We start from the raw sequence: 12,398 nt of genomic DNA, 5'->3' as shown, positions 1-12,398 counted from the left end.
TCACGAAGTCAGAAAAACAAATCCCGCTTGCTCTTTAAATAGAGCCATGCATCAAGTAAAATTCGCCCCTTGTTTCCATTCCCTGATCGAGAACTTCTGATACATGTCTTTGCTTGCCGTAGGTATCAATCACAATACAGCGTCGGTTGAATTGCGAGAAAAAGTCGCTTTTGGTCCAGATAAATTATCTGAGGCACTCAAGCAACTTAACGCAAATGCACACGTAAATGGAAGTGTCATACTTTCTACCTGTAATCGAACTGAAGTGTATTGTGACGTCAAAGGCGTGGCAAAAAACAAGTTGATCGATTGGTTGTCTGTATTTCATCAAGTTAGTCCTGAAGAATTAAAACCGAGTATCTATATTCATGAAGAGCAAGCCGCGATTAAGCACTTAATGCGTGTTGCCTGTGGTTTGGATTCTTTGGTATTAGGTGAGCCTCAAATTTTAGGCCAAGTGAAGCAAGCTTATACGGACTCGCGAGAGAACAAATCTGTTGATGCTTCAATGGAAAAACTGTTCCAGAAATCATTTTCTGTCGCCAAGCGTGTTCGAACTGAAACTGAAATTGGCGGAAGCGCGGTGTCTGTTGCTTACGCAGCCTGTACGTTAGCTAAACACATTTTTGAGTCGATTGCCGATTCAACCGTGTTATTGGTTGGTGCGGGTGAGACGATTGAATTGGTGGCTAAACACCTTTCTGCGAATGGCTGCACCAAGATGATTGTGGCTAACCGAACTCGTGAGCGTGCTTTAGGGCTTGCAGAAGAGTTTGGGGCTGAAGTGATCAGCTTGAATGAGATTCCAGATCATCTATACAGAGCGGATATCGTGATCAGCTCAACTGCGAGCCCGTTGCCTATTATTGGTAAAGGGATGGTAGAGACAGCACTCAAGAGAAGAAAGCATCAACCTATGTTGTTTGTTGATATTGCTGTTCCTCGCGATGTTGAGTCTCAGGTCGGTGAGTTGAATGACGCCTATCTATATTCCGTTGATGATCTGCAGTCGATTGTTGATGGCAATATTGAGCAACGTAAAGTTGAAGCGATTCAAGCTGAAGCAATTGTCAGTGAAGAAAGCGCTGCATTCATGAGTTGGATGCGCTCACTGCAAGCGGTAGACAGTATTCGTGACTACCGTAAATCGGCCAATGAAATCCGAGAAGAATTATTAAGTAAGAGTTTACAATCACTTGCCGCTGGCGGTGATCCTGAGAAAGTCTTACTTGAGCTAAGTAATAAGCTCACAAACAAATTGATCCATGCTCCAACGCGTGCACTTCAAAGTGCAGCTGAGCAAGGAGAACCTGCAAAATTAATGGTCATTAGACAGAGTTTGGGCTTAGAAAACCCTCAATAATATTCGACCTCCAACAGAATAAGACATTATGAAAGCCTCGATTCTAGTAAAGCTTGAAACACTTGTTGAACGCTATGAAGAAGTTCAACATCTACTTGGTGATCCCGGTGTACTTGGGAATCAAGACAAATTCCGTGCCTTGTCAAAAGAGTATTCTCAATTAGAAGAGGTGACGGGGTGCTTCAAATCATACCAGCAAGCTCAAGAAGATTTAGAAGCTGCTGAAGAGATGGCAAATGAAGACGACGCAGAAATGCGCGAAATGGCTCAAGAAGAGATCAAAGATGCGAAAGCGAACATTGAACGTCTGACTGATGAGCTGCAAATTCTTCTGATTCCAAAAGATCCAAACGATGAACGTAACTGTTTCCTAGAAATCCGTGCAGGCGCTGGCGGTGATGAAGCAGGTATCTTCGCTGGTAACCTTTTCCGTATGTACTCTAGATTTGCGGAGAAGAAAGGCTGGCGCGTTGAAATCATGAGTAGCAATGCTTCTGAACAAGGCGGCTACAAAGAGATGATCGCTAAAGTTAGCGGCGACGCTGTTTACGGCACAATGAAGTTTGAGTCGGGCGGTCACCGTGTACAACGTGTGCCTGAAACTGAATCTCAAGGCCGTGTTCATACTTCTGCTTGTACGGTTGCGGTTATGCCGGAAATCCCAGAAGCTGATCTTCCAGAAATTAAAGCGGGCGATCTTAAAATTGATACTTTCCGTGCATCAGGCGCGGGTGGTCAGCACGTTAACACCACGGATTCAGCAATCCGTATTACTCACTTACCAACCGGTACAGTAGTAGAGTGTCAAGACGAGCGTTCTCAGCATAAAAACAAAGCGAAAGCGATGGCTGTTCTTGCTGCTCGTATCGTTCAAGCAGAAGAAGAGCGCCGTGCGGCAGCGGTTTCTGATACACGTCGTAACCTACTAGGTTCTGGTGACCGTAGTGACCGTATTCGTACGTACAACTACCCACAAGGTCGTGTATCTGATCACCGTATCAACTTGACGATCTACCGTCTTAACGAAGTACTTGAAGGTGATATGCAAAGCTTGCTTGACCCTGTACTTCAAGAGCACCAAGCCGATCAGCTTGCTGCACTTGCAGAGCATAACTAACCTTTATGCAGTCGGCATATACGGTTGAAAGTGCTTTAAAAGCAGCAATCGTACAGCTTCAAGAGGGTGATAATACATCACCCTCGATTGATGCTTCGGTACTGCTTTGTCACATCTTAGATAAACCAAGATCTTACTTGCTTACTTGGCCTGAGAAGCACCTCACCTCTGAGCAAGAGTTTGAATTCAATGCCCTTCTAAAACGTCGCTTAACCGGTGAGCCAGTGGCTTATATTGTCGGTGAACGTGAGTTTTGGTCGCTGCCGCTAAAAGTTTCTCCTTCTACATTAATCCCGCGCCCAGATACCGAGCGTTTGGTTGAAGTCGCTTTGGATAAAACTTACGGCAAGCAAGGTGCGATTCTAGATTTAGGCACGGGTACCGGTGCAATTGCGTTGGCGTTGGCGTCTGAGATGCCGAATCGACCAGTAATGGGTATCGATCTTCGCCCGGAAGCGCAACAACTTGCGACAGAAAATGCACAACGCTTAAATATCACTAACACCACATTTTTACATGGTAGTTGGTTTGAACCTTTAAGTGACAGCCTTTTTGCCAATGACGCGGGCGCTGTTAAGTTCTCTTTGATTGTCTCTAATCCGCCTTATATTGAGAAAAACGATCCTCATTTATCCCAAGGTGATGTGCGTTTTGAACCGATAACAGCGTTAGTTGCTGAAGAGAAAGGTTTAGCTGATATTCGATACATCTCTGAAAACGCACGATTTTTTTTAGAAGATGAAGGCTGGTTGGCGTTTGAACACGGTTATGATCAAGGCTTGGCTGTACGTGAGATAATGCAGGCACTGGGCTATCTCGATGTCGTTACAGAGAAAGATTACGGTGGTAATGATCGAGTGACACTGGGTCGTTACTGCTCATAGTTCGTTATTGCAAATAGGCAGACCTTAATCGGTTTATAAGTAATAGGCTTATGAGTAATTGATAGCGAACTTATTAAATTGATACATTTAACTCGATAATACAATGCATTAACGGGTATTGTGTGGCTCGTGTTACCGAAAGCACATATAAAAATATAAAGGAATACCATGTACGAAGGTTTAAAACATTTTCATCTACTAACGATTGCTATAAGCGTGCTACTTCTTTCAGTGCGTTTCGCTCTGATGATGGCTAACTCACCGAAGCTTAAGCACCCTTTCTTGCAGCGTTTTCCTCATATCAATGATTCATTGCTGTTGTTATCGGGTATTGGTTTGATTTTTATTACTGGCTTTATTCCATTTACACCAGCTGCACCATGGCTAACAGAAAAGTTAACCTGTGTAATGGCTTACATCGCTCTGGGCTTTTTTGCGCTTAAGTTAGGTAAGAACAAACTATTGAGAGTGTTCTCGTTTTTTGGTGCACTTGGCTGGTTGGCGATGGCTGCTAAAATCGCAATAACGAAGACACCAACATTTTTCGGTTAATTATCTCCTTATTTCGGTTAACTATCTATGTACGAATTTTTTGACGAAGACTTTGACCAGCTAGAATTAGCTGAAGGTGCATTGATCTTAAATAAAGCGATTAACCCAGAAACCCAAGATAGTTGGGCTGAGCAAGAACTGGCAAGATTGTTAAAAGAAGCTGAGTTTGCTTTGGTTCATGAAACTGATGAGCAACAGAAGTTTGATTCCTTTGTTCGACTGTTTTTTTACGAATGGGGCTTTGCCGGTGACAAAGATGCGTATTTCTCTTCGGAAAATGCGTTCATTGATAAAGTACTAGAGAGAAAGAAAGGCATCCCAGTAAGTCTTGGAGCTATCTTTCTTTTTCTAGGTCGCAAGCTAGGCTTTCCTATTGAGGGCGTTTCTTTTCCAACTCAATTTTTACTTAAAGTGAGTTGGTTTGGCGAAACTTCCGTCTATATTAATCCTTATAACGGCGAGTATGTAGGTAAACAAACGTTACGAGCATGGTTGATTGGACATGATGGCCCACTTGCTAGGGTCAAAGCAGAACATTTAGAAGTAGCTGATCATCCAACGATTATTGGTAAGTGGTTGGCGTTACTCAAGAGTGCATTGTTGCGCGAAGAGCGTTATACACTTGCACTAAAGTGTACTGATCTTGCTTTGACGTTTGTACCTGATGACCCGTATGAAATCCGTGATCGCGGTTTCATTTATCAGCAGCTAGACTGCCATCAAGTTGCGGCTACTGATTATCAATACTTTATCGACCAATGCCCAGATGACCCTGCGTCTGAGTTACTTAAATCTCAAGTGAATGTCATGAACGAAAAGACAGTGGTTGTTCACTAATTAATAACTATTTAGAGAGAATATGATGGAACAGAAAACAGTTCACATTGGCGACATGCCAATTGCTAACGATAAGCCATTTACGCTATTTGCAGGCATGAACGTTCTTGAATCTCGCGATCTAGCGATGCAGATCTGTGAGCACTACGTAAAAGTAACAGAGAAGCTGGGCATCCCTTATGTATTTAAGGCGTCTTTCGATAAAGCAAACCGCAGCTCTGTTCACTCATACCGTGGTCCTGGCATGGAAGAAGGTCTTAAGATTTTCCAAGAGCTAAAAGATACCTTTGGCGTGAAGATCATCACTGATATTCACACTGAAGCTCAGGCTCAGCCTGTTGCAGATGTAGTTGATGTTATTCAATTACCCGCTTTTCTTGCTCGCCAAACTGACCTTGTTGAAGCAATGGCGAAGACTGGTGCGGTTATCAACGTGAAGAAGCCTCAGTTTATGAGCCCGGATCAAGTGGGTAACATCGTTGATAAGTTTGCAGAGTGTGGCAACGAAAACATCATTCTTTGTGAACGTGGTTCTTGTATGGGTTACGACAACCTAGTTGTTGATATGCTGGGTATTGGCGTAATGAAAAAATCATCAAACGGCAGCCCAATCATCTTTGATGTGACTCACTCACTACAGATGCGTGATCCTTCAGGTGCTGCATCAGGTGGTCGTCGTGAACAAACGGTTGAACTTGCTAAAGCAGGTCTTGCTACTGGTATTGCTGGTTTGTTTATTGAAGCACACCCGAACCCAGATCAAGCACGTTGTGATGGCCCATCAGCTTTACCTCTAGACAAACTAGAGCCGTTCTTGAAGCAGATGAAAGCACTTGATGACCTTATTAAAGGCTTCGAGCACATTGATATTAAGTAGTTGATTAAGATGTTAGGTAGTTCGTTGATATTTTGAGTTCTTGAGACGGTTATTTAACACCCATCGAAACAATAAACGCCCACTTCTAAGAAGTGGGCGTTTTTTATCTCGAAACTACTGCTGAGATAGTGGTTTAGTTTAAAAGGTTGTTAACTAAGCGTTCAACATCCCTTGAATTGAGTATGCGAGTGTGAGGTCTGTCCTGTTTGTAGTAAATTACAGACTCCCATCACACTTTATAAGTAAACGATTGCCTGTGATGCAGGGGAAGTTTGAGTGTAATCTCATAAATTTGTTACACTTAACTGTTGATCTATGCGTGACCAATTCGACATAAATATGAAATCGTCGTGTTACATCTAGAATGTTAATTTAAGATAAGTCATGTTGAAGTCTTATTGTTCGAACTCCAGGTAAGGGGTCGCAATAGAACATAAAAAGCAGTGGATTCCCCTAAAAGTTCAAAGGTATGACAATGAAGCAACGCCTTATTCTAAAGACAGCACTAAGTGCTGCAATCCTAGCAACTCTAGCTGGGTGTGCGTCTCAATCTACTCAAGATTGGAACCAAGACGAAACTTACAAGCTAACGATTCTTCACACAAACGACAACCATGGTCGTTTCTGGCAGAACAAATACGGTGAATACGGCATGTCTGCGCGTAAAACGCTTGTTGATCAACTTCGCGCTGAAGTTGAAGCAGAAGGCGGTAGCGTGTTGCTTCTATCTGGCGGTGACATCAACACTGGTGTGCCAGAGTCAGATCTTCAAGATGCAGAACCTGATTTCAAAGGTATGAATAAAATTGGTTACGATGCAATGGCATTGGGTAACCACGAGTTTGATAACTCACTAGACGTACTACAAAAACAGATCGATTGGGCAAACTTCCCAATGCTATCTGCAAACATCTACGATAAAGCAACAGGCGAACGCAAGTTCCAAGCTTACGAGATGTTTGAAAAGCAAGGTATCAAGATTGCGGTTATCGGTCTAACCACTGAAGATACGGCAAAAATCGGTAACCCTGAGTTTATCGCGAGCATTGACTTCCGTGACCCGAAAGAAGAAGCGAAGAAGCTGATCGCTGAACTTAAAGAAACAGAGAAGCCAGACTTAATCTTCGCTGTGACTCACATGGGTCACTACGAAAACGGCCAACGTGGTGTTAACGCACCGGGTGATGTAGCACTTGCTCGTTACCTAAACGAAGGCGACCTAGACATGATCGTTGGTGGTCACTCTCAAGAGCCTGTATGTATGGAAGGCCCTAACGTTGCTAAGAAAAACTTCAAGCCGGGTGATGAGTGTAAACCAGACGTACAGAACGGTACTTATATCGTTCAAGCTCACGAGTGGGGCAAGTACGTAGGCCGTGCTGATTACGAATTCCGTAACGGTGAGCTAGAGATGGTGAGCTACGATCTGGTTCCAGTTAACCTTAAGAAGAAAGTTAAGATTGACGGTAAGAAGCAACGTGTTCTTATTCAAGATGAAATCGCACAAGATCCAGAGCTACTTGAATTCCTACGTCCTTTCCAAGAGCAAGGCCAAGCACAGCTAGAAGTTCAAATCGCTGAGACAAATGGCAAGCTTGAAGGCGATCGTAACGTGGTTCGTTTCCAACAAACTAACCTAGGTCGTTTGATTGCGACTTCTCACATGGAGCGTGCACAAGCAGACTTCGCTGTGATGAACTCTGGTGGCGTTCGTGACTCAATTGAAGCGGGCAATGTCACTTACAAAGATGTACTGAAGGTACAACCTTTTGCAAACATCCTGACTTACACTGACATGACGGGTAAAGAAGTACTAGATTACCTAAACGTTGTGGCGACGAAACCAATCGATTCTGGTGCTTACGCTCAGTTCGCAGGCATTTCAATGACAGTAGCAAATGGTGAAGTATCGAATGTCTTCATCGGTGGCAAACAGCTACGTTTAGATGAAACATACCGTTTCACAGTGCCAAGCTTCAACGCGGCTGGTGGTGACGGTTACCCTAAACTTTCTGACCATCCAGGTTACGTAAACACTGGTTTTGTTGATGCTGAAGTACTGAAAGAGTACTTAGAAGCGAATAGCCCGGTTGACGTGAACAAGTACGCACCGTCTGGTCAAATGGTTTACAAGTAATTGAACCCAGTTAATTGAATCATTAGGTGCTAAATTAGATTGACTCTAGCACCATGATAAATTTAACTAAAGCGACGCCTCGGCGTCGCTTTTTGTTTATCTATCGTTTGGATTTGTTATGACCCCTGCAATCAATCTTGCCAAGAAAAAGAAAATCGCTCATACCGTGCATCAGTATCATCACGATGCAAACAACACCAACTATGGGTTAGAGGCGGTCGAAGCTCTGGGTCAGGATCCCAAACGTGTGTTCAAAACGCTTCTGTTCTGTTTGAACGGTGTTGCTAAAGATTTAGCTGTTGCCGTTATTCCCGTTGATCAGAAGCTAAACCTGAAGCTCGCTGCAAAAGCGGCGAAAGGTAAGAAAGCAGAGATGGCTAATCCGGATATTGCGCAGAAAACCACAGGTTATGTCGTTGGGGGAATTAGTCCTCTTGGTCAGAAGAAAGCATTACCTACCTTTGTTCATTCCAGCGCTACCGATTTTGAAACAATATGTGTGAGTGCTGGGAAGAGAGGCTTGGAAATTGAGCTGACACCTAAGGACTTAGCTTTGCTCACTCGAGCTCAGTTTGCTGATTTATGTTTGTAGATTGTCGTCGTCATGACGATGAAACTACCGGATGACAAACAAAAGCGCCCGCTAGATTAACCTAGCGGGCGCTTTTATATTGAGTGCCTATCCTGAAATGTGTTTGCACATTGAGGACGAATTATGATTACTTCTTCAGGCCTAATGTGCCACCAACGCGTTTTGGTGCAGGCTTACCGCTTCGACGATCGTCATTGTTACGATCTGTGCGATTGCGATCCGAACTGTTTCTATCTGAATTAGAACGTTCTGAACGAGAGTTCGATTTCCAGTTCTCGCTATTGCCCCCGGTTTCACCATTCGATGAGTTGCGACCACGCTTTGAATTTGGCGCATGACGGAATTCATCCGCATTGTTACCACGATAGGTGCGAGTACGGTTCTCGTTTTGATTACGGCGCGCTGTTGAAGTTTGGTTCTCTTCACGGCTATCAAATAGTTTTGCATCTGTCGCTTTGCGAATACGTTGACCTTTCGCGTTCATTTTTGACGCATCTTCAGTACTGACTGAGCCTTCGCACATCGCTAATATCTCAGAGATTTCTTCTTCGCTCAGGTAGCGCCACTTTCCGTTAGGAATGCCATCAAGTGAAATGTTCATAATACGAACGCGACGTAGTTTGAATACTTCATAGCCTAACGCTTCACACATACGACGGATTTGGCGGTTAAGGCCTTGAGTTAACGTAATTCGAAATGAGAACTTCGTCTCTTTCTCGACATTACATGGCAAGGTAACGGTATCCAAAATCGGGACACCAGAAGCCATTTTCTTTAAAAATTCAGTCGTAATCGGCTTATCAACGCGAACTACATATTCTTTTTCGTGGTTGTTACCCGCACGAAGAATCTTATTTACGATGTCGCCATCGTTAGTCAGGAAGATGAGGCCATCAGAGGGTTTATCAAGGCGACCAATTGGGAAAATACGTTTGTGGTGGCCGATAAAGTCGACGATGTTGCCAGGAATATCACGTTCAGTCGTACAGGTGATGCCTGTTGGCTTATTTAGAGCAATGTAGATAGGCTTTTCTTTTGAACGTACTGGTTTGTTGTCGATCTCAACATCATCACCGGGCAATACTTTCGTTCCCATCTCAGGGATCTTGCCATTAATAGTAACTCGGCCTGCATCTATCAGTTTGTCGGCTTCGCGGCGTGAGCAAAAACCAGTTTCACTGATGTATTTATTAAGGCGTTTAGCTTGGGATTCTTGTGACATGATATTCTCTTAGCGTTTCACAACGGAAATATAGATAAACAAAAAGCAACCTTATGATAGTTGCTTTGAGTTGGGATTCGTTAACTGAGGGCAATTTTAGCACTTGGTGTGAGTCTAGGCACGAAATATCGATCTTGATGCTAAATTGCTACCTACCTACCTATCTACAATAAACCAATTAACTGGTGCGTTTTTGATGGCGCTCCCTATTCTCTAGCTTTTTCTCATTACTCTTTCTGAGCATGACATAGACCGCGCCGGTACCACCATGAAATTGCTGAGCAGAGTGAACACATTGCACATCATTAATTTGCGAGAGCCAATTCGCCACGTAGCTTTTCATCATGGCTGGTGGATTCGAGCGCTCACCTTTACCGTGAACAATGATAACGGTGCGAACATCCGTTCTTAAACACTGGCGTAAAAATGAAAGTACTTCGTTACGAGCGTCTTTCAGTGTTTTCCTATGAAGATCGAGCTTGGCTTGAATAGGGTATTTTCCTAAGCGCAGCTTTTTGTATACGCCTTCTTGTACACCATCTTTCTTGTATGCAATGACGTCGTCTGGCTTGATCATTGGTGAGTAGTCTAATGATAAGTAGTCTTTCTCGTCGTCAGACAGCCACATAGCGGCTTCACGCTTAGCAAGGTGAGATTCTGTGACTCGGTGCACTTTCTGGTGTTCGGCGGTGTCATGGTCGATACGTTTAACATCGCCCATCATTTCTTGGAATAGATCTAAGTCGTCATCATGAGACATAGTGTGTATCTCAAGTTGGAGAAGGATAGGGTAAGTATACCTAAGTTGAGGCCGGGTTTAAAAATGAAAAAACCGGAGAAAACAATAAGTCTGCTCCGGTGCAAAGCGTTTTTACATCCACCCAAAGAAAATGATACTTAAAAGTAGATGACTTAGGCTGAGCGATTCTAGTGAGGAGATTTTTCAGTCATAACTTTGTAGATGAAGAAGCCTCCATAGAACATCATGAGACCCAGAGCCCCGAATATTACTATCATTGAAGATAGCCCCACTGCATTACCAAATAGGAGTTCTAGCCAAAAGTCCATGTGTATACCTCAAAGTTATATGACATGGCTCAGTGTATTAAGTAGCGTTATCAATTCACTGATCTGGATCAATCCTGTTTCATAAGTTAAATACTTGTTGTTGAGTGTGTGTTTTTCGTCACATTAGCCGTTAGGTTGTACGTCTTTTGTTCGAACGATTCGATATTGTAAAAAAGAGTGAAAAAAGCCCTTGCGCATAAATTCAGAATCCGTATTATACGCTTCATCGACAGGCAATCAGCCAGTTAGATATCTCGGTGAATAGCGCAGCTTGGTAGCGCATCTGGTTTGGGACCAGAGGGTCGGGGGTTCGAATCCCTCTTCACCGACCACATTTAGAAAGCCTGCTCATTGAGCCGGCTTTCGTCGTTTCAGGGTATGGGAAATAGGGTTTGAACCTAAGTGGGGTTCGCCTGATGTTCAAAATAAGCTCTTCACCGCCACATTAAAGAAAGCCTTAACAGAAATGTTACGGCTTTTTTGTATTTAACCCTTTTGTTTCGATTTGACTTGGGATCTGAGGGGGGGCTGGTGCGCCAGTCCGATGGAAGCCCAGCCGCGTCGAATCCCTCTTCACCGACCACATTTAGAAAGCCTGCTCATTGAGCAGGTTTTTGTCGTTTCAGGGTATGGGAAATAGGGTTTGAACCTAGGTGGGGTTAGCCTGATGTTCAGAATAATCTCTTTATCGCCCACATAAAAGAAAGTCGTAGCACTCTCTGTAATAGAAGGTGCTACGGCTTTTTTGTATTCTAGGTCTTAAGGTGTGGAGTTGATAATGTGGGATCTTGGATGCCAGCCTAATCGTATCTATGCTTTGGTGAAAGAGAACACATCAAGGGATTGATAAGATCGGTTCAAATTGTCGAGTGATAAGTCAAAAGGTGATATTAAAAAATACGGGTTATTGAACGAACTCGCTAGTTGCAATATTGTTTTTGACCCAAAGCAAAGCCTGTAAACGGTTCTTCACTTTTATTTTTTTAAACGTATTGTGGAGGTGTGCTTTAACCGTATTCTCACTAACGTAGAGTGTGTCCGCAATTTGAGTATTTGAAGCTCCGTCTCCCAATAATTTTATGATTTGCTGTTCACGTTTAGTCAGTTTCAAGTAATGAGGGCTTGTCTTCGCACATTGTCTTTCTCTATAAAAGCTAATGTATTGGTAGATTAACTTCCTACTCATCCACATCTCACCTTGTAAAATACAGTTAAATCCAGTCACCAGTTTTTCAAGGGTGTCAGACGCATAAAAAATACCAACCAAATATTGCCATTTCAGCATTTCAGAATGAGGGAAATCATGTGGGGTGTTGAGCAACACTTCATGGACGTCACTTTCTACGCCATCTCTAAGCTCTTGGTATCTTTCTATACATTGTTTACTCATTATAGGGAAATCAATAATAATCAACTCTAAATCTTGGTTTTGTAGTGAGTTAACACTAAGCCTTTCTGGTGATATGAGTTTAATGTTTAGATTAACTTTTTGCTCTATAGACTCTTTAAGCAGGATTGATTGTAAATTGTTCTCCGCAAGTAAAATGGCGTTATGAACCTCCGGCTTAACCATGTGTGACTCCTTTTAGTAACTCATTACTTTTTGTTAGATTACATAGTTTATAGCACACATTGATTTTTCGCGAATTATCGCGGTGAATTATTCATGAAATATATAGTTTATTTAATGGTATCGGTGGGGGTAAATGTTACTTGGCTAAAATAGGTGGCGATTAATTCATTCTTTTT

The 12,398-nt window shown here is 43.0% G+C and carries 12 protein-coding genes and 1 tRNA gene; 9 read left to right on the top strand and 4 right to left on the bottom strand.

The window, feature by feature from the left end; all coding sequences use genetic code 11:
* Positions 1 to 103: 103 nt before the first annotated feature.
* From hemA to ybaK, 8 genes are all read left to right on the top strand, one after another.
* Complete coding sequence (hemA, locus tag OCV36_RS12080; RefSeq protein WP_017076126.1) at positions 104 to 1,363, top strand: glutamyl-tRNA reductase; 1,260 nt, start codon at positions 104 to 106, stop codon at positions 1,361 to 1,363.
* Positions 1,364 to 1,391: 28 nt separating this feature from the next.
* Complete coding sequence (gene prfA, locus OCV36_RS12075) at positions 1,392 to 2,480, top strand: peptide chain release factor 1 (protein WP_102550808.1); 1,089 nt, start codon at positions 1,392 to 1,394, stop codon at positions 2,478 to 2,480.
* A 5-nt stretch (positions 2,481 to 2,485) separates the two neighbouring features.
* Positions 2,486 to 3,364, top strand: coding sequence for a peptide chain release factor N(5)-glutamine methyltransferase (gene prmC, locus OCV36_RS12070; protein WP_135455429.1), 879 nt, complete (start codon positions 2,486 to 2,488; stop codon positions 3,362 to 3,364).
* Between the two features lie 168 nt (positions 3,365 to 3,532).
* Positions 3,533 to 3,916, top strand: a complete 384-nt coding sequence (locus OCV36_RS12065; protein WP_135455427.1) for a SirB2 family protein — start codon at positions 3,533 to 3,535, stop codon at positions 3,914 to 3,916.
* Positions 3,917 to 3,943: 27 nt separating this feature from the next.
* Positions 3,944 to 4,753 carry a SirB1 family protein gene (locus tag OCV36_RS12060; RefSeq protein WP_017076130.1) on the top strand — a complete coding sequence of 270 codons (810 nt, stop codon included), beginning with the start codon at positions 3,944 to 3,946 and terminating at the stop codon, positions 4,751 to 4,753.
* A 22-nt stretch (positions 4,754 to 4,775) separates the two neighbouring features.
* The gene (kdsA, locus tag OCV36_RS12055) at positions 4,776 to 5,630 is read left to right on the top strand and encodes a 3-deoxy-8-phosphooctulonate synthase (RefSeq protein ID WP_017076131.1); all 855 of its coding nucleotides are present in this window, start codon (positions 4,776 to 4,778) and stop codon (positions 5,628 to 5,630) included.
* A 475-nt stretch (positions 5,631 to 6,105) separates the two neighbouring features.
* The gene (gene ushA / locus OCV36_RS12050) at positions 6,106 to 7,767 is read left to right on the top strand and encodes a bifunctional UDP-sugar hydrolase/5'-nucleotidase UshA (protein ID WP_029225201.1); all 1,662 of its coding nucleotides are present in this window, start codon (positions 6,106 to 6,108) and stop codon (positions 7,765 to 7,767) included.
* A 118-nt stretch (positions 7,768 to 7,885) separates the two neighbouring features.
* Positions 7,886 to 8,359, top strand: coding sequence for a Cys-tRNA(Pro) deacylase (ybaK, locus tag OCV36_RS12045; RefSeq protein WP_017076133.1), 474 nt, complete (start codon positions 7,886 to 7,888; stop codon positions 8,357 to 8,359).
* Between the two features lie 127 nt (positions 8,360 to 8,486).
* On the opposite strand, the gene rluF is transcribed toward ybaK, so the two are convergent.
* The 3 genes from rluF to OCV36_RS12030 form a co-directional block, all read right to left on the bottom strand.
* Positions 8,487 to 9,581 carry a 23S rRNA pseudouridine(2604) synthase RluF gene (gene rluF, locus OCV36_RS12040; protein WP_102483212.1) on the bottom strand — a complete coding sequence of 365 codons (1,095 nt, stop codon included), beginning with the start codon at positions 9,579 to 9,581 and terminating at the stop codon, positions 8,487 to 8,489.
* Between the two features lie 178 nt (positions 9,582 to 9,759).
* Entirely contained in the window at positions 9,760 to 10,341 is a 582-nt protein-coding gene (gene smrA, locus OCV36_RS12035; protein ID WP_135455425.1) for a DNA endonuclease SmrA, read from the bottom strand.
* A gap of 167 nt (positions 10,342 to 10,508) precedes the next feature.
* Entirely contained in the window at positions 10,509 to 10,649 is a 141-nt protein-coding gene (locus tag OCV36_RS12030) for a DUF3149 domain-containing protein (protein WP_004736246.1), read from the bottom strand.
* Between the two features lie 255 nt (positions 10,650 to 10,904).
* Here OCV36_RS12030 and OCV36_RS12025 point away from each other — a divergent pair.
* Positions 10,905 to 10,981: transfer RNA gene (locus tag OCV36_RS12025), tRNA-Pro, on the top strand.
* A 572-nt stretch (positions 10,982 to 11,553) separates the two neighbouring features.
* Here the strand turns inward: OCV36_RS12025 and OCV36_RS12020 are convergent.
* Entirely contained in the window at positions 11,554 to 12,222 is a 669-nt protein-coding gene (locus tag OCV36_RS12020) for a LuxR C-terminal-related transcriptional regulator (RefSeq protein WP_102500279.1), read from the bottom strand.
* Positions 12,223 to 12,398: the final 176 nt, after the last annotated feature.

The sequence above is a fragment of the Vibrio echinoideorum genome (assembly GCF_024347455.1).
Lineage (GTDB): Bacteria > Pseudomonadota > Gammaproteobacteria > Enterobacterales > Vibrionaceae > Vibrio > Vibrio echinoideorum.
Note: the sequence above shows the minus strand (reverse complement) of the source record. Positions and strands in the feature narration are given on the sequence as shown.

What these genes read in the sequence shown, in the direction of transcription:
- hemA (WP_017076126.1), top strand. Translation starts at nt 104, where the DNA reads ATGTCTTTGCTTGCCGTAGGTATCAATCACAATACAGCGTCGGTTGAA.
- prfA (WP_102550808.1), top strand. Translation starts at nt 1,392, where the DNA reads ATGAAAGCCTCGATTCTAGTAAAGCTTGAAACACTTGTTGAACGCTAT.
- prmC (WP_135455429.1), top strand. Translation starts at nt 2,486, where the DNA reads ATGCAGTCGGCATATACGGTTGAAAGTGCTTTAAAAGCAGCAATCGTA.
- OCV36_RS12065 (WP_135455427.1), top strand. Translation starts at nt 3,533, where the DNA reads ATGTACGAAGGTTTAAAACATTTTCATCTACTAACGATTGCTATAAGC.
- OCV36_RS12060 (WP_017076130.1), top strand. Translation starts at nt 3,944, where the DNA reads ATGTACGAATTTTTTGACGAAGACTTTGACCAGCTAGAATTAGCTGAA.
- kdsA (WP_017076131.1), top strand. Translation starts at nt 4,776, where the DNA reads ATGATGGAACAGAAAACAGTTCACATTGGCGACATGCCAATTGCTAAC.
- ushA (WP_029225201.1), top strand. Translation starts at nt 6,106, where the DNA reads ATGAAGCAACGCCTTATTCTAAAGACAGCACTAAGTGCTGCAATCCTA.
- ybaK (WP_017076133.1), top strand. Translation starts at nt 7,886, where the DNA reads ATGACCCCTGCAATCAATCTTGCCAAGAAAAAGAAAATCGCTCATACC.
- rluF (WP_102483212.1), bottom strand. Translation starts at nt 9,581, where the DNA reads ATGTCACAAGAATCCCAAGCTAAACGCCTTAATAAATACATCAGTGAA.
- smrA (WP_135455425.1), bottom strand. Translation starts at nt 10,341, where the DNA reads ATGTCTCATGATGACGACTTAGATCTATTCCAAGAAATGATGGGCGAT.
- OCV36_RS12030 (WP_004736246.1), bottom strand. Translation starts at nt 10,649, where the DNA reads ATGGACTTTTGGCTAGAACTCCTATTTGGTAATGCAGTGGGGCTATCT.
- OCV36_RS12020 (WP_102500279.1), bottom strand. Translation starts at nt 12,222, where the DNA reads ATGGTTAAGCCGGAGGTTCATAACGCCATTTTACTTGCGGAGAACAAT.